Annotated in this window: 24 protein-coding genes; 5 read left to right on the top strand and 19 right to left on the bottom strand. The window is 65.7% G+C overall.

Translation table 11 applies throughout. The features are described from left to right. Nucleotides 1-150 precede the first annotated feature (150 nt). Nucleotides 151-957, bottom strand: a complete 807-nt coding sequence (nth, locus tag VQ044_RS18565) for an endonuclease III (protein ID WP_327648787.1) — start codon at nucleotides 955-957, stop codon at nucleotides 151-153. 25 nt (nucleotides 958-982) lie between these two features. On the opposite strand from nth, the gene VQ044_RS18560 reads away from it, so the two are divergent. Together VQ044_RS18560 and VQ044_RS18555 are read left to right on the top strand one after the other, a co-directional pair. Next, the gene (locus tag VQ044_RS18560; RefSeq protein ID WP_327648785.1) at nucleotides 983-1,492 is read left to right on the top strand and encodes a DUF2244 domain-containing protein; all 510 of its coding nucleotides are present in this window, start codon (nucleotides 983-985) and stop codon (nucleotides 1,490-1,492) included. 77 nt (nucleotides 1,493-1,569) lie between these two features. After that, nucleotides 1,570-2,484 (top strand): methylated-DNA--[protein]-cysteine S-methyltransferase, encoded by a 915-nt coding sequence (locus tag VQ044_RS18555; protein ID WP_442872949.1) that lies wholly within the window; start codon nucleotides 1,570-1,572, stop codon nucleotides 2,482-2,484. Nucleotides 2,485-2,554: 70 nt separating this feature from the next. Here the strand turns inward: VQ044_RS18555 and fae are convergent, their stop codons facing one another. The 11 genes from fae to rph form a co-directional block, all read right to left on the bottom strand. Further along, nucleotides 2,555-3,103, bottom strand: a complete 549-nt coding sequence (fae, locus tag VQ044_RS18550) for a formaldehyde-activating enzyme (protein ID WP_327648784.1) — start codon at nucleotides 3,101-3,103, stop codon at nucleotides 2,555-2,557. A gap of 102 nt (nucleotides 3,104-3,205) precedes the next feature. Beyond that, the gene (locus tag VQ044_RS18545) at nucleotides 3,206-3,826 is read right to left on the bottom strand and encodes a 2,3-bisphosphoglycerate-dependent phosphoglycerate mutase (RefSeq protein WP_327648782.1); all 621 of its coding nucleotides are present in this window, start codon (nucleotides 3,824-3,826) and stop codon (nucleotides 3,206-3,208) included. A 50-nt stretch (nucleotides 3,827-3,876) separates the two neighbouring features. Beyond that, the gene (dapB, locus tag VQ044_RS18540) at nucleotides 3,877-4,692 is read right to left on the bottom strand and encodes a 4-hydroxy-tetrahydrodipicolinate reductase (RefSeq protein WP_327648781.1); all 816 of its coding nucleotides are present in this window, start codon (nucleotides 4,690-4,692) and stop codon (nucleotides 3,877-3,879) included. Nucleotides 4,693-4,728: 36 nt separating this feature from the next. Further along, nucleotides 4,729-6,549: an ABC transporter ATP-binding protein gene (locus VQ044_RS18535; protein ID WP_327624288.1), complete on the bottom strand. Its 1,821-nt coding sequence runs from the start codon at nucleotides 6,547-6,549 to the stop codon at nucleotides 4,729-4,731. Between the two features lie 155 nt (nucleotides 6,550-6,704). Beyond that, the gene (locus tag VQ044_RS18530) at nucleotides 6,705-7,088 is read right to left on the bottom strand and encodes a YraN family protein (protein ID WP_327624289.1); all 384 of its coding nucleotides are present in this window, start codon (nucleotides 7,086-7,088) and stop codon (nucleotides 6,705-6,707) included. Beyond that, entirely contained in the window at nucleotides 7,085-7,978 is an 894-nt protein-coding gene (gene rsmI, locus VQ044_RS18525) for a 16S rRNA (cytidine(1402)-2'-O)-methyltransferase (protein ID WP_327624290.1), read from the bottom strand. Before rsmI ends, VQ044_RS18530 begins: the two co-directional genes overlap by 4 nt. 37 nt (nucleotides 7,979-8,015) lie before the next feature. Beyond that, nucleotides 8,016-8,312: a type II toxin-antitoxin system RelE/ParE family toxin gene (locus tag VQ044_RS18520; RefSeq protein WP_327648780.1), complete on the bottom strand. Its 297-nt coding sequence runs from the start codon at nucleotides 8,310-8,312 to the stop codon at nucleotides 8,016-8,018. Further along, nucleotides 8,302-8,577 carry a ribbon-helix-helix domain-containing protein gene (locus tag VQ044_RS18515; RefSeq protein WP_327624293.1) on the bottom strand — a complete coding sequence of 92 codons (276 nt, stop codon included), beginning with the start codon at nucleotides 8,575-8,577 and terminating at the stop codon, nucleotides 8,302-8,304. The genes VQ044_RS18520 and VQ044_RS18515 overlap by 11 nt, the downstream gene beginning before the upstream one ends. Before the next feature lie 94 nt (nucleotides 8,578-8,671). Then, nucleotides 8,672-9,868 (bottom strand): radical SAM family heme chaperone HemW, encoded by a 1,197-nt coding sequence (hemW, locus tag VQ044_RS18510; RefSeq protein WP_327624294.1) that lies wholly within the window; start codon nucleotides 9,866-9,868, stop codon nucleotides 8,672-8,674. Beyond that, nucleotides 9,865-10,509 (bottom strand): RdgB/HAM1 family non-canonical purine NTP pyrophosphatase, encoded by a 645-nt coding sequence (gene rdgB, locus VQ044_RS18505; protein WP_327648779.1) that lies wholly within the window; start codon nucleotides 10,507-10,509, stop codon nucleotides 9,865-9,867. Before rdgB ends, hemW begins: the two co-directional genes overlap by 4 nt. Further along, nucleotides 10,506-11,231 carry a ribonuclease PH gene (gene rph, locus VQ044_RS18500; protein ID WP_327648778.1) on the bottom strand — a complete coding sequence of 242 codons (726 nt, stop codon included), beginning with the start codon at nucleotides 11,229-11,231 and terminating at the stop codon, nucleotides 10,506-10,508. The genes rdgB and rph overlap by 4 nt, the downstream gene beginning before the upstream one ends. 179 nt (nucleotides 11,232-11,410) lie before the next feature. On the opposite strand from rph, the gene hrcA reads away from it, so the two are divergent. After that, nucleotides 11,411-12,523 (top strand): heat-inducible transcriptional repressor HrcA, encoded by a 1,113-nt coding sequence (hrcA, locus tag VQ044_RS18495; RefSeq protein WP_327648777.1) that lies wholly within the window; start codon nucleotides 11,411-11,413, stop codon nucleotides 12,521-12,523. A gap of 205 nt (nucleotides 12,524-12,728) precedes the next feature. Continuing rightward, a complete protein-coding gene (grpE, locus tag VQ044_RS18490) occupies nucleotides 12,729-13,370 on the top strand; it encodes a nucleotide exchange factor GrpE (protein WP_442872950.1) in 642 nt (213 codons plus the stop codon). An 11-nt stretch (nucleotides 13,371-13,381) separates the two neighbouring features. On the opposite strand, the gene folD is transcribed toward grpE, so the two are convergent. From folD to VQ044_RS18455, 7 genes are all read right to left on the bottom strand, one after another. Next, nucleotides 13,382-14,299, bottom strand: a complete 918-nt coding sequence (gene folD, locus VQ044_RS18485) for a bifunctional methylenetetrahydrofolate dehydrogenase/methenyltetrahydrofolate cyclohydrolase FolD (protein ID WP_442873846.1) — start codon at nucleotides 14,297-14,299, stop codon at nucleotides 13,382-13,384. Between the two features lie 90 nt (nucleotides 14,300-14,389). Continuing rightward, nucleotides 14,390-15,559, bottom strand: coding sequence for an NAD(P)/FAD-dependent oxidoreductase (locus VQ044_RS18480; RefSeq protein ID WP_327648774.1), 1,170 nt, complete (start codon nucleotides 15,557-15,559; stop codon nucleotides 14,390-14,392). 480 nt (nucleotides 15,560-16,039) lie between these two features. Beyond that, on the bottom strand, nucleotides 16,040-16,777 hold the full coding sequence (locus tag VQ044_RS18475) for an SH3 domain-containing protein (protein WP_327648773.1): 738 nt from the start codon (nucleotides 16,775-16,777) through the stop codon (nucleotides 16,040-16,042). A 644-nt stretch (nucleotides 16,778-17,421) separates the two neighbouring features. Then, entirely contained in the window at nucleotides 17,422-17,967 is a 546-nt protein-coding gene (locus tag VQ044_RS18470) for a winged helix DNA-binding protein (protein WP_327648772.1), read from the bottom strand. Nucleotides 17,968-17,969: 2 nt separating this feature from the next. Continuing rightward, nucleotides 17,970-19,277 (bottom strand): TRAP transporter large permease, encoded by a 1,308-nt coding sequence (locus VQ044_RS18465; RefSeq protein WP_327648771.1) that lies wholly within the window; start codon nucleotides 19,275-19,277, stop codon nucleotides 17,970-17,972. Then, a complete protein-coding gene (locus VQ044_RS18460) occupies nucleotides 19,277-19,813 on the bottom strand; it encodes a TRAP transporter small permease (RefSeq protein WP_327648770.1) in 537 nt (178 codons plus the stop codon). Before VQ044_RS18460 ends, VQ044_RS18465 begins: the two co-directional genes overlap by 1 nt. 82 nt (nucleotides 19,814-19,895) lie before the next feature. Next, entirely contained in the window at nucleotides 19,896-20,867 is a 972-nt protein-coding gene (locus tag VQ044_RS18455; protein ID WP_327648769.1) for a TRAP transporter substrate-binding protein, read from the bottom strand. A 122-nt stretch (nucleotides 20,868-20,989) separates the two neighbouring features. Here VQ044_RS18455 and VQ044_RS18450 point away from each other — a divergent pair, with 122 nt between their 5' ends. Further along, nucleotides 20,990-24,649 carry a hydantoinase B/oxoprolinase family protein gene (locus tag VQ044_RS18450; protein WP_327648768.1) on the top strand — a complete coding sequence of 1,220 codons (3,660 nt, stop codon included), beginning with the start codon at nucleotides 20,990-20,992 and terminating at the stop codon, nucleotides 24,647-24,649. Nucleotides 24,650-24,670 lie beyond the last annotated feature (21 nt).

Raw genomic sequence — 24,670 nt, 5'->3', positions numbered from 1 at the left:
CACGTCATTGCTTGGTCAACTTGGCGACGCGCCCACCAAGCCGCAGCTCGACAAGCGCATCTCAGATCCAAAGAGCAACTGTAATGCTAAGGCGTAACAGGCTCGGAAGCAGCCTTTTGAAACTAGCCGCATGGTCTGGGCCGTTCGGTGTCAGCCGGACGCGGTCAGTTCCGGCAGGAGACCGGGGGGCAGTTCGCGAAGCGGCGCCGGAACGTCGCACGTCTTGATGTCCGCCTTGCAGAGATCGGCAATCACGCAAGCCTCGCAGTCGGGCTTGCGGGCCTTGCAGACATAGCGCCCGTGCAGGATCAGCCAATGATGCGCGTGGCGGAGATACGCTTGCGGGATGACCTTCAAGAGCCCCGCCTCCACCGCCTCCGGCGTCTTGCCGGGCGCCAGCTTCAACCGGTTGCCGAGCCGCAATATGTGGGTATCGACGGCGAGCGTCTCCTCGCCGAAGGCGGAGTTGAGCACCACACTGGCGGTCTTGCGGCCGACGCCCGGCAGCGCTTCGAGCCCGGCGCGATCGCGCGGCACGTCGCCGCCATGCTGTTCCACCAAGGTCCGGGCCAGCGCCGCGACGTTCCTGGCCTTGTTGCGATAAAGCCCGATCGTGCGGATATGCTCGCGGATCGCCTCCTCGCCGAGGGCGGCCATCTTTTGCGGCGTGTCGGCGATCTTGAAGAGCTCGCGGGTCGCCTTGTTGACCCCGACATCGGTCGCCTGGGCCGATAGCACGACGGCGACGAGAAGGGTGAACGGGTTGGAATGTTCGAGTTCCCCCTTCGGCTCCGGCCGCTGCACGGCGAAGCGGCGGAAGATCTCGGCGATCTCGGCGCGCGTATAGGGAATCCGCGGCCGCCGGGCGGGCGGACGCTGCGCGGATCCCCCTTGAGACGATGCGCCGCTGCTCTTGCGCTTGACCAATTGGAGAGGGGAGACGATCTTTTCTGCCATGTCGGTCCTATAGCGATGCGAGAGCATGGGTGACAATTCCACGGTGAACCGAACCAGCGACCAGGCGGCCGACCGGCCGATCTTCCAGGCTCTGCTCGTGCCCTATCGCTCGCTCGGCCCTCGCGGCTTCACGGTCGTGATGGCCTTCGTCGCTCTGGTGAGTCTGGCGACCAGTCTCGGCTTTCTCGCCAAGGGCGCATGGCCGGTCGTCGGCTTTTTTGGTCTCGACGTCCTGCTGGTCTGGTGGGCCTTTCGCGCCAGCTTCCGCTCGGCAAAGGCGCGCGAGGAGGTGTCGCTGTCGCGCACGGATCTGGCGATCCGCAAGATTTCGCCGCGCGGCGTCGTGCGCGAGGCCCATCACAATCCGTTCTGGGCGCGGTTCCATGTCGCCCGGCACGAGGAAATCGGCATCACCCGCATGAGCGTCGATTCCCGGAACGCGTCCACCGAAATCGGCGGCTTCCTCAATCCCGACGACCGCGAGAGTTTCGCCCGCGAATTCCATCGCGCGCTGTTGACGGCGAAAGGTCGCTGAGAACGGGACTTGGCTCGAAAATCGGGTGGCGAGTAGAGCGTGACCGTGATCTGACGGCAAGCGAAGGAGACCACACCATGCTTTCCATCGATGTCACGTCGGCCCAGCCCGCCGCCGTCCGGCATGCGCCCATGCCCGCCTCCACCGGCCTGTGCGACTACGACACCGTCCGCAGGACGATCGAGTTCATCTCGACCGAATATCGCCACCAGCCGAGCCTTGCCGCGATCGCCGGGGCGCTCGGCAGCGACGAAGAGGCGCTGTCGGCGGTGTTCAAACGCTGGTCGGGGCTGACCCCGAAAGCGTTTCTGCAGGCCGTCACCATCGACCACGCCCGCCGCCTGCTCGGCGACGGCGCCACGTTGTTCGACGCCGCCTTCGAGGTGGGCATGTCCGGCCCGTCCCGCCTGCATGACCTCTTCGTCAAGCACGAGGCGCTGTCGCCGGGCGCCTACAAGGCGAAGGGCGAGGGGGTCGCGCTCGACTACGGCTTTCATCCGACGCCCTTCGGCCTGTCGCTGGTCATCGCCACCGAACGGGGGCTCGCGGGCGTCGCCTTTGCCGAGCCGGGCGCGGCGGGCGAGGCCGAAGCGCTCGACGACATGCGCCGTCGCTGGCCGAAGGCATCGTTCCGGCGTGACCAGGATGCGACCGCGCCGCTGGCCGCCCGCATCTTCGAGCCGTCCAACTGGCGCGCCGACCGGCCGCTCCGGGTCGTCATGATCGGCACGGATTTCGAAATCCGCGTCTGGGAGGCGCTGCTGGACATTCCGGTTGGCGAAGCATCGACCTATTCGACCGTGGCGGAGCGGATCGGCGCGCCGAAGGCCGCCCGCGCCGTCGGGGCGGCGGTCGGCCGCAACCCAATCTCGTTTGTGGTGCCCTGCCACCGGGTGGTTGGCAAATCCGGCGCGCTCACCGGCTATCACTGGGGCATCACTCGCAAGCGGGCCATGCTCGGCTGGGAATGCGGGCTGTTGGCGCGGGATTGAAGGCGTCTCCGGCTCCACGGACGCGGCCGAGGGATGATGACCGCGCCAGCCGAACCGCGCGATCCATCCGTCAGATTTTGCCGTCGAGGCCCATCTGATAATATTTGTGGACGATCTTGTCCTGGTTCTCCAGCAGCCAGTCGATCGACGGTTCGTTCGTCATCGCCTTGCGGATCGCTTCCTTCATCCCCTTGCGGTGGATGTCGAAGAGCACCTTGTGGTCGAGATCCTTGATATCGACGATCGTCGGAGCCAGCCAGACCGAGCAGATGATGCCGAGATCGTTGACCTGATCCTTGGGCAGGATGCCCTCGCGCACGGCGTCGAGCACGCCGTTGGCGATGGCGAACTGTACCGTGCCCATCAGGATCGAGGTGTATCGCGAATCCTTCACCGTCACCTTCGACACGCAAAGTGTGACCGGGCGAACCATGATGTCGGTATTGAGCAGCGCGAAAACGCGGCTGTGGCCCTTGACCTGATCGCCGGTGAGCGTGGCGAGGGCCGTTCCGACCGGGCCGTCGAGCGCCCCGATGACGACTTCCGGCTCGGCGGCTGTTCCGGGAGGGCCGCCGGCGACAAGGGCTTCGCCGGTGCGCAGGACGATACGGTCGGTCATGATCTCATACTCTCGCTGGTTCAGGCGCCCACCGCGCCCTAGCAGCTTCGGGTGCCGCGCTCAAATCCGCGGAGCACGGCAACCGCCGCAATCGACCTGGTCCTAATCGGTGAGGACGGTTTTCTCCGCCACGGTGGAATCGGCGTTGAGGCGGTAGACGATCGGCACACCGGTCGCGATCTCCTGGCCGACGATCTGCTCGCCGGAGAGACCGTCCAGCGCCATGATCAGAGAGCGCAGCGAATTGCCGTGCGCGGCGACCAGCACCGTGCCGCCGGCGAGCACCTTCGGCAGGATATCGTGGATGTAATAGGGCCAAACCCGCGCGCCGGTGTCCTTCAGACTCTCGCCGCCCGGAGGCGGGGTGTCGTAGGAGCGGCGCCAAACATGGACCTGCTCCTCGCCCCATTTCTTCCGCGCGTCGTCCTTGTTCAGGCCGGACAGATCGCCGTAGTCGCGTTCGTTGAGGGCGACGTCGCGGATGGTCTCCAGCCCCGTCTGGCCGAGTTCCTCCAGCATCAGCGTCAGCGTGCGCTGGGCGCGCGACAATTCGCTGGTGAAGGCGATGTCGAAGGTGAAGCCACCCGCCTTCAGTCGGCGACCCGCGTCCTTGGCTTCCTCGACACCCTTGTCCGTCAGGCCGGGGTCCTTCCAGCCGGTGAAGAGGTTCTTCAAATTCCATTCGCTCTGGCCGTGGCGGACGAGGACGAGGGTTCGGGACATGGGAGAGCCTTTGTTCGCAAGGGATGGAGGAAGATTGCGGGTCCGACGTTCTAGTCGGCGAGCCCGAGGACGTCGCGCATGGAGTAAAGCCCGGGCGCCTGATCCTTGGCCCAGAGGGCGCCCCGAACGGCGCCGCGCGCGAAGATCGCCCGGTCTGCCGCAAGATGGGAGAGCTGGATGCGTTCGCCCTCGCCGGCCAGGATCACCGTATGGTCGCCGACGACCGAGCCGCCGCGCAGCGTGGCAAAACCGATGGTGCCCGCCTCGCGTGGCCCGGTATGGCCGTCGCGAACCCGCACACTGTTGTCCGCGAGCTTGACGTTGCGCCCCTTGGCGGCGGCTTCGCCGAGAAGCAGGGCCGTGCCGGAGGGGGCGTCGACCTTGTGCTTGTGATGCATTTCGAGGATCTCGATGTCGAATGTGTCCGGTCCGAGGGCGCGCGCGGCCTTTTCGACGAGACCGGCGAGGAGGTTGACGCCGAGGCTCATATTGCCGGATTTGACGATGCGCGCCGTCTTCGCCGCTGCGGCGATTTCGGCTTCTTCCGCGGTTGAAAACCCGGTCGTGCCGATGACGTGGACCAGCCCGCGCTTGGCGGCGAGAGCGGCAAAGCCCGTCGAGGCGGCCGGCACGGTGAAGTCGATGATGCCGTCGGCGCCGTCGAGCGCGGTGTTGACGTCGTCGCTGATCGTCACGCCGAGATGTCCGGCGCCGGCAAGCGTTCCCGCGTCATTGCCGAGTCCCGGCGAGCCGGAATGTTCGAGCGCGGCGTGCAGCCTGGCGCCATCCGTTTCCATGATGATTTGGACGAGGGTTCGGCCCATGCGGCCGGCGGCGCCGAGGACGACCAGTTTCGTTTCGCTCATCTCAACTCCGAATTCCTTGTGCGGCGCATTGGATCGTCAGGCGCGCATCGTGTCGGCGATCGCCTCGGCATGGGGGCGGTCGGCATGCGTCTGGAGACCGTAGAAGCGGGCATAATGTCCATCCGGGCGTCCGACAAGTTCGCCATGGGTGCCGCGCTCGACGATCTCGCCGCCGTCGATGACCAGGATCTGGTCGGCGTTGACGATCGTCGACAGCCGGTGAGCGACGACCAGCACCGTGCGGTTGCGCATCGCCTGTTCGAGCGCCGTCTGGACCAGCGTCTCGGATCGGGTGTCGAGCGCCGAGGTCGCTTCGTCGAGAAGCAGGATCGGGGCGTTGCGCACCAGGGCGCGGGCGATCGACAGGCGTTGGCGCTGGCCGCCGGAGAGGGAGACGCCGTTTTCCCCGAGCGGCGTGTCGTAGCCTTTCTGCTGAGCGATAATGAATTCCTCGGCCTGGGCAAGCCGCGCCGCTTCGTCGATCTCCGCGTCGCTCGCGTCGGGGCGCCCGAGGCGGATGTTCTCGCGGATCGTGCCCTCGAAGAGATACGGCGTTTGCGGCACATAGGCGATTTTCGATCGCAGCGAGCTTTTGGTGATGTTTCGGATGTCCTGTCCGTCGATCAGGATACGGCCTTGCTCCACGTCGTAGAAGCGCTGCAACAGGGCGATGATGGTGGATTTGCCACCGCCCGACGCGCCGATCAGCGCCGTCGTCTTGCCGGCCGGCGCGGTAAAACTCAGGCCGCGCAACACCGGCTCGTTGCTGTGATAGGCGAAACCGACATCCTTAAAGACGATTTCGCCCTTCTCGACCACAAGGCCTTGGGCGTCGGCCGGGTCGGCCTGGCGCGGTTCGAGGTCGAGGATCTCGTAGATCATCTGCGCGTTGACGAGGGCGCGTTCGAGCTGGACCTGCAGCTTGGCGAGGCGGCGCGCCGGGTCGTAGGCGAGGAGAAGCGCAGTGATGAACGCGAACATCGCGCCGGGCGAATAACCGTAGGTGATAGCGCGGTAGCCGGAATAGGCGATGACGCCGGCGATGGCGATGCCGGCGACCACCTCGGTCACCGGCGTGGTCCGCTCGGTGATGACGGCGATCCGGTTGGAGCGCTCTTCCGCCGCCAGGATCAGATGTTCGATCCTCTCGCGCAGCGGCTTTTCCATGGTGAAGGCCTTGACCACGGTGATGCCCTGGGCGGCCTCCTGCATGGAGCCGAGTACGCGTGCGTTGAGGTCGATCGACTGGCGCGTCGCGACACGCAGCTTGCGTGCCAGCCCGGCGATCATCAGGGCGATGGGTGGGCCGGCGAGCAGGGCGATCAGCGACAGCAGCGGGTCCTGATAGACCATCACGAAGACCAGAAAGACCAGGGTCAGCAGATCGCGGGCGATCGAGGTGACGGTGAGGTTCAGCGTGTCGCGAATGCCGGCGACGTTCTGGTTGATGCGCGCGGCCAGATGCGCCGAGCGGTTCTCGCCGAAGAAATCGACGGACAGGTCGAGGAGATGAGCGAACAGCCGCCGCTGATAGCGCGCGACGATGTTGTTGCCGATCCGCGCCAGGATGACGCCCTGACCGTACGTCGCCAGACCGCGGATGGTGAATGCCAGGAAGATCACGATCGGCAGCGTGACGATCGCCGCGCGGTTCTGCAGGACGAAGATCTCATCGATCACGCTGCGCATGATCCAGGCGAGAAAGGCGGTGGACGCCGCGACGAGAACCAGACAGACGATGGCGATCGCGTACTGGCGCAGGAACAGCCGGCCGTTCTCTTCGATGATCCGCTTGAGCAGACCGGTAACCAGGCCGCGCTCGGTCGGTTTCGTCAGGGAGATCTTCGTGGTCGTCACGCCGGCGGCCGGCCCCGCTGTCTGTCGTTTCGTGATGGCTGCCCGGTCCTATAGAGCGCCAATGGTCCGATGCCTATCCGCGCACGGTGCAAGCAGCGGACGCAAGAGGTCAGTGAGACAATAATATCGCGCCGGTCGAATGCGGGAAAGCGACGTCAGTGCCGTCCCTGCCAGGCATGCGGCACATGCACCGGCCAGCGCCACGGCAGGATGGCGACGATATCGAAGCGCAGCGACAGGCGTGCGTGGTCGCGCTGCCGGGCGAGCCACAGATCGGCCGCCGCCTCGATCCGCCGCTGAGCCTCAGGCCCGACGGCGTCCATCGCCTCCGTCAATGTTCGCCTGACTTTGACCTCGACGATGGCGACGAGATCGCCGCGCCGCGCGATGAGATCGATTTCGCCGCGTTTGGTGCGATGGCGCACGGCGAGGATGCGATAGCCCGTGAGGCGCAGAGCCCACGCCGCGAGCCGCTCGCCGCGATGCCCCTTGCGAAAGCCCCGGCGCCGCTTTTCGGACGCCCCGGTCGGCGCTTTCACCGGCCATCCTTGAGGGTGAGCGCGCGTTGGTAGAGCTCGCGCCGGGGAAGGCCGGTGAGCCGGGCCGCCTCCTGCGCCGCCCTGGTCGGCTTCATCTCGGCCAGAAGCCCCAGGAGGATCGTGTCCGCGTCATCGCTCGTGGCGGCCGCCTCCGCGTCCGGCGGGGCGACGCAGACGACGATCTCGCCGCGGACCCGTTCCATAGCGGCGAATTCCACGGCCAATTCGGCCAGTGTGCCGCGATAGATCGTCTCGAAGGTCTTGGTCAGTTCGCGGCACACCGCGGCCTGCCGCGCGCCTAAAACCTCGGCCATGGCGGCGAGGCTGTCGGCGATACGATGCGGGGCTTCGAAGAAGACCAACGTGCCCGGAACCCGCGCGAGGTCCTGCAGCCGTGCGGCGCGCGCCTGTTCCTTCTGCGGCGGAAAGCCGGCGAAGAAGAAGGCGTCGGACGGTAATCCGGAGGCCAGCAGCGCGGCGAGCGCCGCCGAGGCGCCGGGGATCGGGATGACTGCAATGTTGCGTTCGATCGCCTCCCGGACGAGTCGGTAGCCAGGGTCCGAGACGAGGGGCGTGCCGGCATCGGAAACCACCGCGACCGACAGGCCCGCTTCGAGGTCGGCGAGGAGCGCCGCGCCGGCATTCTCGGCATTGTGCTCGTGATAGGCAAACATCCGCCGCCCGATGCCGAACCGGGCCAGGAGCTTCGCCGTGACGCGGGTGTCCTCGCAGGCGAGCCGGTCGGCCCCGGCGATGATCTCCAGCGCCCTGAGCGTGATGTCGCCGAGATTGCCGATCGGAGTGGCAACGAGATAAAGGCCCGGCTCGGGTCGCGGCGCCGTCCGTTCGACGTCATGGATGCGGTAGCGGCGGCTTGATGTGTCCGTCATTCAGGGACAGACCGCGATCCGGCGGTTTGGCGTTCGCTCAATCCGGGGTGTCCTCATATCGCTGTCCCGCGTAAAGTATTCGCAGGATAACCAAATGGTCGTCTTCGACCCGATAGGCGACCTGCACCCGGCGCTCGAACGAATAGGACCGAATCTCGGGGGCAATATCGGGTCTGGCACGGCCCTTTTCAGGAAACTCCGCCAGCTTTTGGCAAAATCCCTCGACTCGATCGAGGAAGCGAACCGCATTGGCCGGGCTGTCTTTTGCGATGAACTCGCCGATCGCATCGAGATCGCGTTCGGCATGAGGATCGAACCGGACGTCAAGTGGCATCACGTCCAGGCTTCGCTCCGCCGACATACTTCGCGCGCAATCGGTCGAACATTTCGCCTGCCGGTATCGATGGCTGCGGGTCGGCGAGTGCGGAAAGAACCTTCTTTCGCATCATCTCGTCGAGCGAAGCCTCTTCCCGCTCCAGCGCGCGCAAACCTGCCCTGACCACTTCGCTCGCGTCTCGGAATTCGCCTGTGCGAAGCTTGGCATCGACGATCGCCTGGTCCTCGCCCAACACGATCGTGAAGGAATTCGGGTGTTGCATGGCAAGAACTCCATCGACGCGGCAAAACGAATTTTAGCTGGCGACATCCCTCAAGTCGAGCTTCAGCCAATTCACAAGTCGTCACTCTTGGTTCTCACGCCAGATCGGCGACCACCGCGTCGAGGACGAGCATACCCGCCGGCGTCGCCCGGATGCGGTCGGGTCCGAGCCGCTCGACCATGCCGTGGGCGCGCAGGTCGGCCTCGCTGTTTGCGTCGATGTCGCGGCCGCTCAGCCGGCGCCAACGAGCCAGATCGATACCCTCGGTGAGCCGCAGCCCCATCAAGAGCAACTCGTCCGCCTCCTCGTCCGGTGCCAGCAAATCGTCGACGACGGCGCCGCTGTCCCATGACTCGACCATCTTCAGCCAGGTTTCCGGCAGCGGCTCGTTGGAGATCGCGTGGCGACCGTCCTCGCCCATCAGGCGCCCATGGGCGCCGGGTCCGACGCCAGCGTAAAGGCCGTAGCGCCAATAGGTCAGATTGTGACGGGATTCGGCGCCCGGCACCGCATGGTTCGAGATTTCGTAGGCCGGCAGGCCGCGCGCCGCGGTCAGACGCTGGGTCGCCTCGTAGAGTTCGGCCGACAATTCGCCGTCCGGAACCTTCAGCTTGCCGGATTTGTGCAGCGCGAAAAACGGCGTGCCCTCCTCGATCGTCAATTGGTAGAGCGACAAATGATCGGCGGCGAGATCGAGCGCACGGGTCAGTTCCGCCTCCCAGGCGTCGACGGTCTGGTCGGGTCGGGCATAGATCAGGTCGAAGGACAGACGCGGGAAGATCTCGCGCGCCAGGCCGATGGCGTGCAGTGCCTGCTCCACGTCATGCAGGCGGCCGAGCAGCTTCAGGTCGCGGTCGTTCAGCGCCTGGACGCCGAGCGATACCCGGTTGACGCCGGCCGCCCGGTAGCCGCGGAAACGCTCGGCCTCGACGCTCGACGGGTTGGCCTCCAGGGTGATCTCGGCGCCGTTCGCGATGGTCCAGTTGGCGGCGACGGCGTCGAGGACCCGCGCGACCGTCGCCGGTTCCATCAGCGAGGGGGTGCCGCCGCCGAGGAAGATCGAGGTGACGGTTTGGCCGGCCGAGCGCCGTGCGGCGTCGGTCAGTTCCCGCTCGAAGGCCGCCGCGTAACGGGCCTGGTCGATCGGCCTGTGGCGAACATGGCTGTTGAAGTCGCAATAGGGGCATTTGGCCGCGCAGAACGGCCAATGCACATAGACGCCGAAGCCGGGCTCGCGAGGCGCCGGATCGAAGGCGAGGATGTCGCCGGTTGGGCGGCTCTGCTCCGTCATTCGACTCCGAGCGCGTCGCGCGCGAATTTCTGGAACGCCCGTGCCCGGTGCGAGAGCGCCGTTGGCTGGCCGGGTTTCCAGGCATGTTTTTCCAGCGACATCATCTCGCCGAAGGTACGGTCCTGGCCCTCAGGAAGAAAGATCGGATCGTAGCCGAAGCCGAGCGTGCCGCGCGGTGGCCAGACAATGGTGCCGTCCACTTCGCCGCGGAACAAATGCGTCTTGCCGGACGGTCGCGCCAGACAGAGGACCGCGACGAACCGCGCCCGACGCTTGTCGGGCGTCGTTGCCCCGGCGGCCTGCAGCTTTTCCTCGACATTGCGCATCGCCATGGCGAAATCCCGCTCCGGTCCACCCCAGCGTGCCGAATAGATGCCGGGATCGCCCCCGAGCGCGTCGACGACGAGGCCCGAATCGTCCGAAAGCGACGCAACGCCTGTTGCCCGCATAGCTGCCAGCGCCTTTATCTCGGCGTTTGCCTCGAATGTGGTGCCGGTTTCTTCCGGATCGTCGAGGTTCTGGTCCTTCGCCGACGTCACATCGAAGCCCAAGGGCTCCAGCAGTTCGCGGAACTCCCAGATCTTGCCGACATTGTGGCTGGCGACGAGAAGCGGCCCGTCATTCGGGTCGATCAGTTTCACCGGGCGGCCTCGAGCACCGCGCGCTGCATCGCCACGAGGTCGCCGATGCCGTTGCGGGCCAGTCCCAGAAGGGCCGTGAACTCGGCCTCCGAAAACGGCGTGCCCTCGGCCGTGCCCTGGATCTCGACGATGCCGCCGGTGCCGGTCATGACGAAATTGGCGTCGGTCTCGGCGGCCGAATCCTCCAGATAGTCGAGGTCGAGCACCGGCGTGCCCTTGTAGATGCCGCAGGAGATCGCCGCGACATGATCCGTCAGTACCTTCTCGCGCTTGACCATCGAGCGGGCCTCCATCCAGCCGAGACAGTCGGCGAGCGCGACGAAGCCGCCGGTGATCGCCGCCGTGCGCGTGCCGCCGTCGGCCTGGATGACGTCGCAATCGACGGTAATCGACCGTTCGCCAAGCGCTTGCAGATCGACGACCGCGCGCAGCGAGCGCCCGATCAGGCGCTGGATCTCCTGGGTGCGGCCGGACTGCTTGCCGCTGGCGGCCTCGCGGCGCATGCGCTCGCCCGTGGCGCGCGGCAGCATGCCGTATTCGGCGGTCACCCAGCCCTTGCCGGAGTTCTTCAGCCAGCCGGGCACCCGCTCTTCCAGGCTCGCGGTGCACAGAACATGGGTGTCGCCGAACTTGACGAGACAGGAGCCTTCCGCGTGGCGTGAAAAATCGCGCTCGAGGCTGACGGGCCTCAACTGGTCGCCGGCGCGTTTCGATGGGCGCATGATGCCGTCCTGAATAATAGTCTTTGAAAGAAGGCGAATAACCGCCACGGGTTGCGTTGGGCTTGTACCGGCCATGCGGCGAGGCGGCAAGCCGGGCTCGTCGAGAGCACGGCATTGCGGCTTGGCTCCGCCGGCCGGGACACCTATAGTCAGATCGTGCCCGAAGCGAACACCCAATCATGACCGAATTCCGCTTGCCAGTCAGCGACTTGGTCGCCGCAACCCCACTGGGTCTCGACGAGCGGACGCGTGACATCTTCCGGCTGATCGTCGAGAGCTATCTGGATATCGGCGAGCCGGTCGGCTCGCGCATGTTGTCGAAGCTCTTGAGCAACGCGCTGTCGCCGGCCTCGATCCGCAACGTCATGAGCGATCTGGAAGCGCTCGGCCTCATCTACGCCCCGCATGTCAGCGCCGGGCGGCTGCCGACCGAGCTCGGCCTGCGGTTTTTCGTCGACGCGTTTCTGGAGGTCGGCGATCTCGGCGCCTCCGAGCGTGAGGAGATCGAGGAAAAGGTGCGGCTGTCGGGCGACGGAAGGCCCTTCGATTCGCTGTTGACCGAGGCGAGCAATCTCTTGTCCGGCCTGTCGCGCGGCGCCGGCATCGTGCTGACCGCCAAATCCGACCTGCGGCTGAAACATATCGAGTTCATCCGGCTGGAGCCGACCAAGGCGCTGGCGGTGCTCGTCGGCGCCAATGGCGAAGTCGAGAACCGCATCCTCGACCTTCCGGCCGGGATCACCGCCTCGCAGCTCATCGAGGCCGGCAATTTCCTCAACGCCCATGTGGTCGGGCGCACGCTCGGCGAGGCTAGCGAGCGCATCGCCCGGCTGAAGGACGAGACGGCGAACGCCCTCGACGTCCTGTCGCGCGAGCTCGTCGACAAGGGCCTCGCCGTCTGGTCCGGCGCCTCCGCCGACCAGCCGGCGCGGCTGATCGTGCGTGGTCGGGCCAATCTTCTGGAAAACGTCACGGCGGCCGAGGATCTGGACCGCCTGCGCCTGTTGTTCGACGATCTGGAAACCAAGAGTGGTATCATCGAGCTGCTCGGCCTCGCCGAAACCGGCAATGGCGTGCGCATCTTCATCGGCTCGGAGAACAAGCTGTTCTCGCTGTCCGGTTCCTCGCTGGTGGTCGCGCCCTACAGGGGTGGCACGGAAAACGTCATCGGCGCGGTCGGCGTCATCGGCCCGACCCGGCTCAACTACAAGCGCATCGTGCCGATGGTCGACTATACCGCGCGTATCGTCTCCCGACTGCTCGCCAAGGGCTCTGCCGCGCGCGAGGCTTGATTTCTGCGCCCGTCAATTCGATATGCGGCCTCGATAATGATTTTCCGCCGCAATCCGCGCTCGCCCTCCCACGAGCCGAAGAGAAGCGTGTTGCGGCGCGCGACTGAGATGAGGTGAAGGACGGATGGCAAGCGAGAAAGACAGGCGCACTCAGGGTGTCTACCGCAGCGAGGCGGCGGAAGCGGCGGCGGCCGACAGAGCGGCGATGGCGGAAGCCGAGCGCGCCGCGGCCAACGCCAACGCCGATGACGAGTTCGCCGCGGATGCCGCGAGCGGCTTTGCCGATGCGGATGCGGCGGCCGACGCCGATGCCGCCCGCATCGCCGATCTCGAGGCCGAGAATGCCGACGTCAAGGATCGCCTGCTGCGGCTCGCCGCCGACATGGAAAATCTGCGCCGGCGCACCGAGCGCGAGATCAAGGACGCGCGCACCTATGCCGTGACCAGCTTTGCCCGCGAGATGCTGTCGGTCGCCGACAATCTGCGCCGCGCCATCGAGGCGGTGCCGGCCGAGGCCAAGGAACACGGCGACGATGGCCTTAACGCGTTGATCGACGGCATCGAGGTGACCGAACGCGGGCTGCTCGGCACATTGGAAAAGCATGGCGTGAAGAAGCTCGATCCCGAGGGCCAGCGCTTCGATCCGCATTTCCATCAGGCGATGTTCGAGGTGCCGAACCCGGAGGTTCCCGACAACACCGTCGTCCAGGTGGTGCAGGCGGGCTATGCGATCGGCGACCGGGTGCTGCGGCCGGCAATGGTCGGCGTCGCCAAGGGCGGGCCGAAGCAGGGCCAGCCGAAGCCGGAGGAGACGACCGAGGCCGGCACCACCGGCGACGCGGCGTAATCAGCCCGGCTTCAAAACACCGGCGGCGTTTTGCCGGCCGCGCGATAGGCTGCGGTCAGCGTGTTGGCCATCAGCATGGCGATGGTCATCGGCCCGACGCCGCCCGGCACCGGCGTGACCGCCGCGGCCTTTTCGGCGACTGAGGCATAGGCGACGTCGCCGACGAGGCGCGTCTTCGGCTTGCCGTCGTCACTGAGGCCCTTTTCCGGCGCGGCGATCCGGTTGATGCCGACGTCGATGACGACGGCGCCCGCCTTCACATAATCGCCGGTGATCATTTCGGGCCGCCCGACGGCCGCGACCAGGATGTCGGCGCCCCGGCAGACGGCGGCTAAATCGGCCGTGCGCGAATGGGCGATGGTCACCGTCGCGTTGGCGGCCAGCAGCAGCTGCGCCATCGGCTTGCCGACGATGTTGGAGCGGCCGACGACGACGGCCGTCTTGCCCGACAGATCGTCGCCGAGGACGTCGCGGATCAGGATCATCGAGCCGGCCGGCGTGCAGGGCACGAAGGCCGTGTCGAGGGCGCCGGTCGAGAGGCGGCCGACATTGACGAGGCCGAAGCCGTCGACATCCTTGTCCGGCGCGATCGCCTGGATCACCTTGGCCTCGTCGATCTGATCGGGGAGCGGCAACTGCACCAGAATGCCGTGGATGGTCGGGTCGGCGTTGAGCTCGCGGATCTTGCCGAGCAGCGCGGCTTCGCCGGTCTCGGCGCCCAGCACATGCTTGACCGACTTGAAGCCGCAGTCCTTGGCCGTCCGCGCCTTGGAGCCGACATAGACCTGGCTGGCCGGGTCCTCGCCGACGATGACGACGGCCAGCCCCGGCTGCATGCCGGTCTCGGTGGTGAGTGCGTCGGCCGCGCGCTTTACCTCCTCGATGATCCGCGCCGCGCGCGCCTTGCCGTCGATCCGCTGTGCCGTCATGTCTGCCATTCCCCCAAATGCCGGTGCCGACAGGGTTCTTAGGGCAGATCAAGGGTGTGGGGAAAGGGGGTGGGGAAGCGGCGATCGCCATCACCCCATGTGCGCGGCGATCGCCCGGCCGGCGGCGACGCCCGAGGACCAGGCCCACTGGAAATTGTAGCCGCCGAGCCAGCCGGTCACGTCGACGGCTTCGCCGATGGCGTAGAGGCCCGGAACCCGGCGCGCCGCCATGGTTTTGGAGGAGAGGTCCGCCGTGTCGATCCCGCCCGCCGTCACTTCGGCCTTGGCAAAGCCTTCGGTTCCCGTCGGGCGGAAGGTCAGCCGCGTCAGGGTTTCGGCCGCGTGATCGAGCTCGGCATCCGCGATATTGCCGAGCTCCCTGGCGATGTCGATGCGGGCGGCGAGGGCCTCGGCCAGCCGGTTCGGAAGCCGCTCGGCCAGAGCCGCTTTCATATGCGCGCGCGGCATCCGCCGTTTGGCGGCGCGCAGCATCTCGGCGGCGTCCGCGACCAGGGTGAGCGCGATGCTCTCTCCGGGTTTCCAGTAGGATGAGATCTGCAGGATGGCCGGCCCGGAAAGCCCTTTGTGCGTGAACAGCGCGGCCTCCTCGAAGGCCGTGTCGCCAACGCGCGCCACGGCCGGGCAGGACACCCCCGAAATCTCCCGGAACAGCATCTCGTCCGGGCCGAGGGTCAACGGCACGAGCGCCGGACGCGGCGTGACGACAGTAAGGCCGAAGCGCCTGGCGATCTCATAGGCCTTGCCCGTCGCGCCCATTTTCGGGATCGAGGGGCCACCCGTCGCGACGACCAGTTGCGGCGCCGTCGCATTGGCCACCCGGAAGCGCCCGTCGGCGTGGCCGATCTCGCCGATATCCGTGGACAGCCGGATCTCGACGCCGCCGCGCTGGCATTCGCCGAGTAGCATGTCCACGATCTGCCGCGCGGACCCGTCGCAGAACAGCTGTCCGAGGGTCTTTTCGTGCCAGGCGATGCCGTGCTGCTCGACCAGCGCGAGGAAATCCCACTGGGTGTAGCGGCTGAGCGCGGATTTGGCGAAATGCGGGTTCTCGGACAGGAAGCACGCCGGTTCCGTCTCCCGGTTGGTGAAATTGCATCGCCCGCCGCCCGAGATCAGGATCTTCTTGCCCGGCTTGTCCGCATGATCGATGACGCAAATCCGCGCGCCGGCCTGCCCCGCCGTCGCCGCGGCCAGGAGACCCGCGCCGCCCGCGCCGAGGATGATCGCATCGTAGTCCATGCCGGCCTTCTACTGTGGAGCGATGACGGCGTGAAGCGCGCGAGCGCCCGGACCCGATCTATCGCGTCGCACGCTCTGTCGCATTTGGGAGGGGAGGGCTTGGCAGCCTCCCGGCCTATCCCACGATCCCGCCAAGGTGGAATACGTGCTTACGGATCTCGGCCGGGAAATGCTGATGCTGCGCGGCGCGCCCGGCTCGCTGGACGCTGGCGAAGCATGGCCGGGTGACGGCGGCCCGGGCGGCTAATGATGGAGGCGGGGTCGAGGCGGCGGCAGCGTAGGGGGCTCGTCTAGTTTGCGCCCTTCTTGGGCCTTCCGGTCAATCCTTCCTCGTCTGATAGCGGACGTTGTTTTCAGAAAATCAGTCGCGAGGCATAACCCATTACGGAACAAATAACTGCTAAGTTCGCTCTTCCACTGAGGTCTCGTCCCTGCCGTACCGTCGCCGATTGAGCAGAAGTCCCCTCCAGTTTGCTTGGGTCAACCAGGCTCTGCAACAGTCTCGTGGTCATGGGCTTCAATAGGACCAAGAAAACCAGAATGGACGAAGCCATCAACCAAGCTGTCGCCCTCGAGATCGACCAAGACCCAGGACGTGTCGTTCAAATTCGCCCGGATGACGACTAGCTCGGTTCCCAGAGACAAGATGCGATCCCAATCGTAGTCAGTTCCAGGACCGCTGCGAAGCTTTAGCCCGCTCCGCGCGATTACTATGTATCGCCCCGGCAGTGATAGTTCCGGAGGGGACTTCGCGATCGGGACAGATCGGACCTTGACCAGATAGTCAGCGATATGCTCGCCGTAGTATTTCGTGCCATCAAAATGGCCTTGTTTTAGCCCTTTCGATGTCTTGTAGTCACCGGTATTGTAGGCAATCGCGACCTTGCAAAAGTCTGCGTCGGACAGGGGGCCATGGCCATCCAGGCCCAGCTTGTACATGCCTCGGGTAAGCTCTTTCAGGCAATGTGCCAGTGTCTCGGAATAGATCTCGTATCTTCGCCCGATGAAATAGCCGGGGTCCTCGACGAAGAACTGGAGGTCGCGCTGAAAGACGCCAAAACCATGGCAGAACTTGTTTTTATTGGCGACCGCGCTTTCGTATCCGTTGATGTATCCCGCCATCGCCTCTAGAGCGGTTCGGGCGACGACGAACATTTCTTTTCCGCTGGCGTAATTTATCAGTTCAGCCTTGTTCTTAGAGTCCGTTTCGAAACTCACTGCGGCGGGTTCAAAGGCCCCTCGGATGGTCGCTCCGCAATGACATGATACCCGATTTCCGCGGGTTTGGGCGTCCCGGGTGAACCATGGAGGCTGGTCTTGGCAGGGTTTCGAAACGGCCTCTCAGAGTGCGGTTGTTAATCTTACACTGGATGTCAGCTGCCCGTCCGCGGTCGTGGCGGGTGGAGCCGGTGCGGCGTGCGCCTTCGCCGAGAGTGTCCTGCCCACCTGAGCTGATGTTAATTGCGGTGACGCCCGACGCCTTGGCCGCTGCATCAAGCACTGCAACAAGCTCCGCCGCGATCGGTTTATTGCGAATGGCGCTACTCGGAGGCCCCGAAAAAGTTGTCATGCTCGTCGCTCCAAAATAACTCTTGCCAGCAATATCGGAGATGCAGATCGGTTATGCGAGCAGCAATCATGGCATAATATCCTCTAAATGCAAATCATTCCGCAAACATTGGAGATGCATATCGGGTATCTTACGCAAATGTTCTCATTCAGTCAGGGCCGAACTGGAAGTAGTGTCGGGATGGGGGAGTGCTTCCAGCCCTAGAAGCCCGCTGCTTTAAATAGGTGGTTCCCGGCGGTGTCAGAAACGATACTGGACCGTCTCTTTTCGGCCCACACCGGCCAGTCGCCTCTCACAAGCTCGCCGCCGTGCGCGCCGCCTGGTCGTAATGCCCCGACAGCACCCGCATCAGCCGGGCGACGCTCGACATCGCCTCGGGCGAGATGCCCAGATCCTGGGCGCCGGCGACGAGAAGGCGTTCCCGCAGATCCTTGTAGCGGAGGCAGGCAGCTTCCCCCCGTGCCGTCACCGAGATCAGCCGTTCCTTGCCGGATTTTTCACGCGTGACGAGGCCGCGCGCCTCGAGCTTCTTGATCGCGTAGGTGGCCAGATGCGTGTCCTCGATGCCGAGGACGAGGCAGATGTCGGCGAGGCGTTTGGCCCTGCCGCGATGGGTGACCGAGTGCAGGACATTGACCTCGGTTGCCGTCAGGCCCGGTTCGCCCGCCGCCGTCATGCAGCGGATCATCCAGCGATCGAAGGCGTGGCCGACAAGGTTCAGGCCGAACTCGACCTCCGACAGCGCCGGCAGCGCGCCGTCGGCGAGATGCGCCGCCGAGACGATCGGGCCGAGGCCGTCTTCGGCGCTCGCGGGTGCTTTCGGGTCGTTTGTCGCCATGGTCAGCCTCCCGAAAACATCGTGCGCGGCAGAAACAAGGCGAGATCGGGAAACAGCGCCAGCAGCACGACCATCAGCGCCAAGAGGCCGAAGAACGGCGCCGTCGCTGCGGCGATCTTGAAGATGTTCTGCCCCGTCAGACCCTGGATGACGAAGAGGTTGAAGCCGACCGGCGGGGTGATCTGCGCCATTTCCACGACGATGACGAGATAGATGCCGAACCAGACGAGATCGAAGCCGGCCTGGGTGACCAGCGGCATGATCACCGAGGTGGTCAGGACCACCATCGAAATGCCGTCGAGGAAACAGCCAAGCACCATGAAGAACAGCGTCAGCGCTGCGAGCAGCGCGAAGGGTGACAGGTCGAGCGAGCCGATCCAGGTCGCGAGTTCGCGCGGCAGGCCGGTAAAGCCCATGGCCGTCGTCACCACGGCGGCGCCGGCGAGGATGAAGGCGATCATCGCCGAGACCCGCGTCGCGGCCATCAGCCCGTCGCGGAAACTCGACCAGGTCAGCGCGCCCTGCGCCGCGGTGATGACCAGCGCCAGGACGACGCCGATGACGGCGGCCTCGGTCGGCGAGGCGATGCCGCCATAGATCGAGCCGATGACCCCGGCGATGAGCAGGATGGTCGGCAGGATGCGGCGAAACGAGCGAAAGGCGCTTTCGGTGACGATGACATCGGCGTCCGGCGGCATCAGCGACGGTTTCAGCGTCGCTGCTAGCGCGACATAGCCCATGAACATCAGGCCGAGGACGATGCCCGGCACGATGCCGGCGATGAACAGCCGGGCGATCGATTCCTCCACCGCCGCGCCATAGACGATGAGGATGATCGAGGGCGGGATCAAAAGCCCCAGCGTGCCGGCGCCGGCCAGCGAGCCGACGGCGATCTTTTCGTCATAGCCGCGCTGCTTCAGTTCGGGCAGCGATATCTTGCCGATGGTCTGGGTGGTCGCGGCGGACGAGCCGGAGACGGCGGCGAAGATCGCGCAGCCGACGACGTTCACGTGAATCAGGCGGCCGGGCAGCCGGCGCATCAACGGCGCCAGGCCGGCGAACATGTCCTCCGACAGCTTCGAGCGGAACAATATCTCGCCCATCCAGATGAACATCGGCAGGGCGGTCAGGTCCCAGGAGATTGAGGCCGACCAGATCGAGGTGGCCAGAATCTGCGCGTCGGGCAGGGTCGGCCGGGTCATCAGCGCGGCCAGCGCGGTGAGCACCAGCGCCAGCGCGACCCAAAGCCCCGATGCGAGCGCCCCGAAGAGAACGACAAGTAAGAGGATGGAGACTTCGAAGAGATCCATCAGACCCCGCCTCCGCTGCCGGCGATCCGGTCTTGCCCGGCGAAGGCGAGCATCGCCTCGTCGATGAGCGCGATGGTGAAGACGCCGAGGCCGAGGGCGAGCACGGACTGCGGCAGCGCAGACGGAATCGCGATCATTCCGTAGGACACATCGTTGAACTCGAGGCTTTTCAGAGCGAGCGCGCCGGTCGCATAGGTGCCGAAGCCGGCGATGCCGGCGCCGAGAAGCGCGACCAGCCCGTCGACGATCTGGCGCGGGCGGTCGGGCAGCCGCGCGGTGACGAGGTCGACGCGGATATGGACGTTCTTCGCCAGCGTGTCGGCCAAGGCCAGAAACGTCGCGCCGGCCAGGAGGAACCCGGCGATCTCGGCCAGCGACGGCACGATGAAGCGCGTCGGGGTGAGGCCGGTGAAAACGAGAGCATAATCAAGGAGGCGGGCGCCGATCTGCAGCGCAACGAGAACCGCGATGGCGACGAGGCAGAGCGCGGCGAGCGCGCCGGCCACGGAATAGAGCGTATCGAGGGTCCGGCGCATCGACGATCCTCGGAAGGGATTTGGGAACTTGGAAAGAACCGGGCGGCGGTCGAAAATCGCCGCCCGTTGAGATATCGCTGATTTACTGCCCGTAGGCCTTCAGCAGCTCTTCGCCTTCGGCGCCGGCACTCGCTTTCCAGGCCTCGGTCATCGTCTTGCCGATCTCCTTGAAGCCGCTGTTCAGCTCCTCGGATGGCTCGACCACGTTGATACCGTTGTCCTTCAGCGTCTGGGTGGCATTTTTGGTTTCTTCCTCGGATGCCTCCCAGCCGCGCGTGTCGGCGGCGGCGGCGGCTTCGGTGATCGCGGTCTGTGCCTCGGCCGGAAGCGCGTCGAAGGCCGCCTGGTTGACGATCACCATGTTGCGCGGCACCCAGGCGTTGAGGGTGTAATAGTTCGACAGGAAGTCCCAGGCCTTGGAATCGACGCCGGTGGAGGGCGAGGTCATCATCGCCTCGACCCGGCCGGTGGAGAAGGCGGTGGGAATGTCCGAGACCTCGATCTGGGTCGGCACCATGCCGGCGCCCTTGGCGATCTCCTCGGTCGACTTGTTGTAGGCGCGGAAGGTCTTGCCGCTGAGATCGGCGACGGAGTTCACTTCATCCTTGGTGTAGAGGCCCTGCGGCGGCCAGGGCACCGAAAACAGCAGCTTCAGGCCTTCCTTGGCGAGCGCCTTCTCCATCATCGGCTTCTGCGCGTCGTAGAGGCGCTTGGCGTCCTCGTAGCTCGTCGCCAGGAACGGCACGGCATCGGCGCCGTAGATGGCGTTCTCGTTTTCCAGCCGCGAAACCAGAACCTCGCCGATCGGCACGATGCCGTCGCGGACGGAGTTCTTGATGTCCGGGTGCTTGATCAGCGACTGGTTCGGATGCAGCGTGATCGCGACCGCGTCGCCGGCCTTTTCGTTCACGTCGGCGACGAAGGCGGCGATGTTCTGCTCGTGGAAGTTCCCCTCGGCATAGGGAGTCGGCATGTCCCAGGCCGTCTGGGCCAATGCGGAAGCGGGCAGGGCCAGCGTGGCGGCAAAGAAAACGGCGTTCGGCAGGTATTTCATCAGGGTCTCCTCATCCCAGTTGTCCGATCGAAGAGTTCCACGAAAATTGCGTTGCGTCAAACACGCTGATAATATGTCGATAAATTATCGATATGGATCAAATTTTAAGCGGAGTGCCGAAAATGCAGGCAGCACCAGACGGCAAGAACGGCAAGTGGGACTTCTGGATCGACCGCGGCGGCACCTTCACGGACGTCATCGGCCGCGATCCGCAGGGCCGGTTGCACCCGAAGAAGCTCCTGTCCGACAATCCCGGCGTCTATGACGACGCCGCGCTGGAAGGCATCCGTAATTTGCTCGGGCTCGACGGGGGTGAAGCCATCTCCTCGAACCAGGTCGGCACGGTGCGCATGGGCACGACCGTCGCGACCAACGCGCTGCTGGAGCGCAAGGGCGACCGCACGCTGCTGTTGATCACGGAGGGCTTTCGCGACGCGCTCAGGATCGCCTATCAGGCGCGGCCGGACATCTTCGCTAAGGAGATCATTCTGCCCGAGCAGATCTACGAGCGCGTCGCGGAAGCGCCGGAGCGGGTGCTCGCCGACGGCACGGTCGAGCGCGAGCTGGACGAGGCGGCGGTGCGCGCCGCGCTCGACAGCGCGCGGGCCGACGGCATCGAGGCCGTCGCCATCGTCTTCATGCATTCCTGGCACTATCCGGACCATGAGCGGCGCGCGAAACAATTGGCCGAGGCGGCGGGCTTCTCGCAGATCTCGGTCAGCCACGAGGTCTCGCCGCTGGTCAAGATCGTCGGCCGCGGCGACACCACGGTGGTCGACGCCTATCTGACGCCGATCCTGTCGCGCTACGTCTCCCGCGTCGCCAAGGCGCTCGGCGCCGATGCGGATAACGCCGAGGCGCCTTCGCTGCAATTCATGATGTCGTCGGGCGGGCTGACCGCCGCAGATCTCTTCCAGGGCAAGGACGCGATCTTGTCAGGTCCCGCCGGCGGCGTCGTCGGCATGGCCGAGACCGCCAAACTTTCCGGCCACGCGGCGGTCATCGGCTTCGACATGGGCGGCACCTCGACCGACGTCACCCACTATGCCGGGGCCTACGAACGGGCGCTGGATTCGGAGGTCGCCGGGGTACGCATCCGGGCGCCGATGATGCGCATCCACACGGTGGCGGCCGGCGGCGGCTCGATCCTTCATCTCGACCAGGGCCGCTTCCAGGTCGGACCGGATTCGGCCGGCGCCAATCCCGGCCCCGCCGCCTATGGCAAGGGCGGGCCGCTTACCGTCACCGACGCCAATGTCATGGTCGGCAAACTCAAGCCCGAGTTGTTTCCGGCCGTGTTCGGCCCCGGCCAGGACCAGCCGCTCGACGCCGCGGTCGTCCAAGAGAAGTTCGAAGCGCTCGCCGCCGGGATTGGTGACGGGCGCGATCCCCGGCAGGTGGCCGAGGGCTTCCTGACCATCGCGGTCGAGAACATGGCCAACGCCGTCAAGAAGATTTCGGTCCAGCGCGGCTACGACGTCTCGCGCTATCTGCTCAACTCCTTCGGCGGCGCCGGCGGCCAGCATGCCTGTTTGGTCGCCGACGCGCTGGCGATGGAAAAGGTGCTCATCCATCCGATGTCCGGCCTGTTGTCGGCCTATGGGATCGGCCTTTCGTCGCTGTTCTCGTCCAGGAGCCGGGCGCTGGTGGCGCCGCTCGAAGCTGCCGCGAAAGCCGAGATCGACGGGCTGGCCGAGGAATTGTCGGCGCAGGTCGCGGCGGAACTCGGCGCCCAGGGCGTCGCGCAAGACGCCATCGACCGCACGATCCTTCTCCAGCTTCGCTATGACGGCACCGACACGACGCTACCCGTTCCCTATGACGGCGATCTCGCCGCTGCCAGGACCGGCTTTGAGGCGGCGCACAAGGCGCAATTCGGGTTCGTCTACGACAACCGTCCGATCGTCGTCGAGAACGTCTCGGTCGAGGGCGCGGAACACCGCGACGACACGGGAGACGGAGATGTTGGCGCGGCCGAGCGCTATGACGCCGAACCCGGCGAGGTCGGGCACTTCTTCACCGGCGGCACTGAACGCGAGGCCGGCCTCTATCGCCGCGAGAATCTGAAGCCGGGGGCGCGGATCAAGGGGCCGGCGCTGATCGTCGAGCCGAACCAGACCATCGTCGTCGAACCCGGCTGGTCGGCCGAGATCACCGCGCGCGACGACGTCATGCTGACGCGGACCGAGAAGAAACCGCGCCATGCGGCGCTCGGCACGGGTGAAACGGGCGAGGGCGCCGATCCGGTGTTGCTCGAGGTCTTCAACAACCTCTTCATGTCGATCGCCGAGCAGATGGGCGTGACGCTGCAGAACACCGCCTCCTCGGTCAACATCAAGGAGCGGCTCGACTTTTCCTGCGCGGTGTTCGACGCCACCGGGGCGTTGGTCGCCAACGCGCCACACATGCCCGTGCATCTCGGCTCGATGGATCGGTCGGTCGGAACGATCATCGCCCAGAACGAGGGCGCGATCCGCCCCGGCGATGTCTTCGCCCTCAACGCGCCCTACAATGGCGGCACGCATCTGCCGGACATCACCGTGGTCACGCCGGTGTTCGATGATCTCGGCCGGGACCTGTTGTTTTACGTCGCCTCGCGCGGCCATCACGCCGATGTCGGGGGTATCGCGCCGGGGTCGATGACGCCGCGGGCGACCAGGGTCGACGAGGAAGGCGTCCTCATCGACAATCTGAAGCTCGTCGATGGCGGGGTCTTTCAGGAGGACGAACTGCGGCGGGTACTGACCGACCATTCCTACCCGGCCCGCAACCCCGATCACAACGTCGCCGATTTGAAGGCGCAGATTGCCGCTAACGAGAAGGGGGTCGCGGAGTTGCGCAAGATGGTCGAGACCTTCGGCCTCGATACGGCGCGGGCCTATATGGGCTTCGTGCAGGACAACGCGGCGGAAGCCGTGCGCCAGATGATCGACGGGCTCGACGATTGTTCCTACGAATATCCCACCGATTCCGGCCAGGTGATCAAGGTAAAGATCAGCGTCGACAAGGCCGCGCGCGAGGCGACCGTCGATTTCACCGGCACGTCCGACATGATGGCCAACAATTTCAACGCGCCGGAGCCGGTAACCCGCGCGGCGGTGCTTTATGTCTTCCGGGTGATGGTGGAAAAACCGATCCCGATGAACGCCGGTTGCCTGCGGCCGGTGAGGATCGTGGTGCCGGACGGCTCGATGCTCAAGCCGCGCTATCCGGCCGCTGTCGTCGCCGGCAATGTCGAGACCTCGCAGCACGTCACCAACGCCCTGTTCGGCGCGTTCGGCGCGCTGTCGAACTCGGAAGGCACGATGAACAATCTGACCTTCGGCGACGACCGCTACCAATATTACGAGACGATCTGCTCGGGCTCGCCGGCCGGCCGCATGAATGACGGGCGGAGTTTTGCCGGCACCGCCGGCGTCCATGTTCACATGACCAATTCCCGCCTGACCGACCCGGAAATTCTCGAAATGCGCTATCCGGTGGTGCTGGAGGATTTTCACATCCGCGCGGGCTCGGGCGGCGCCGGCGCGAAGCGCGGCGGCGATGGCACACGGCGGACCATCCGTTTCCTCCAGACAATGGACTGCGCGATCCTCTCCTCGCACCGCACCCAGCCGCCGAAGGGCATCGCTGGCGGCGCCGACGGCGAGATGGGTCGCACCGAGGTGCGGCGGAACGACGGCCGTATCGAGACGCTGCAAGGCTGCGACCAGACCGTGCTGGAGGCCGGCGAGGCGGTGATCGTCACAACCCCGACGCCGGGCGGATACGGTGCTGCCTGACCGGCGGTGGGGGGGGGGGGG

Source organism: Aurantimonas sp. C2-5-R2, from assembly GCF_036549495.1.
GTDB lineage: Bacteria > Pseudomonadota > Alphaproteobacteria > Rhizobiales > Rhizobiaceae > Aurantimonas > Aurantimonas coralicida_A.
The sequence above is the reverse complement of the archived record's forward strand: the minus strand, read 5'-3'. Positions and strand labels throughout refer to the sequence as shown.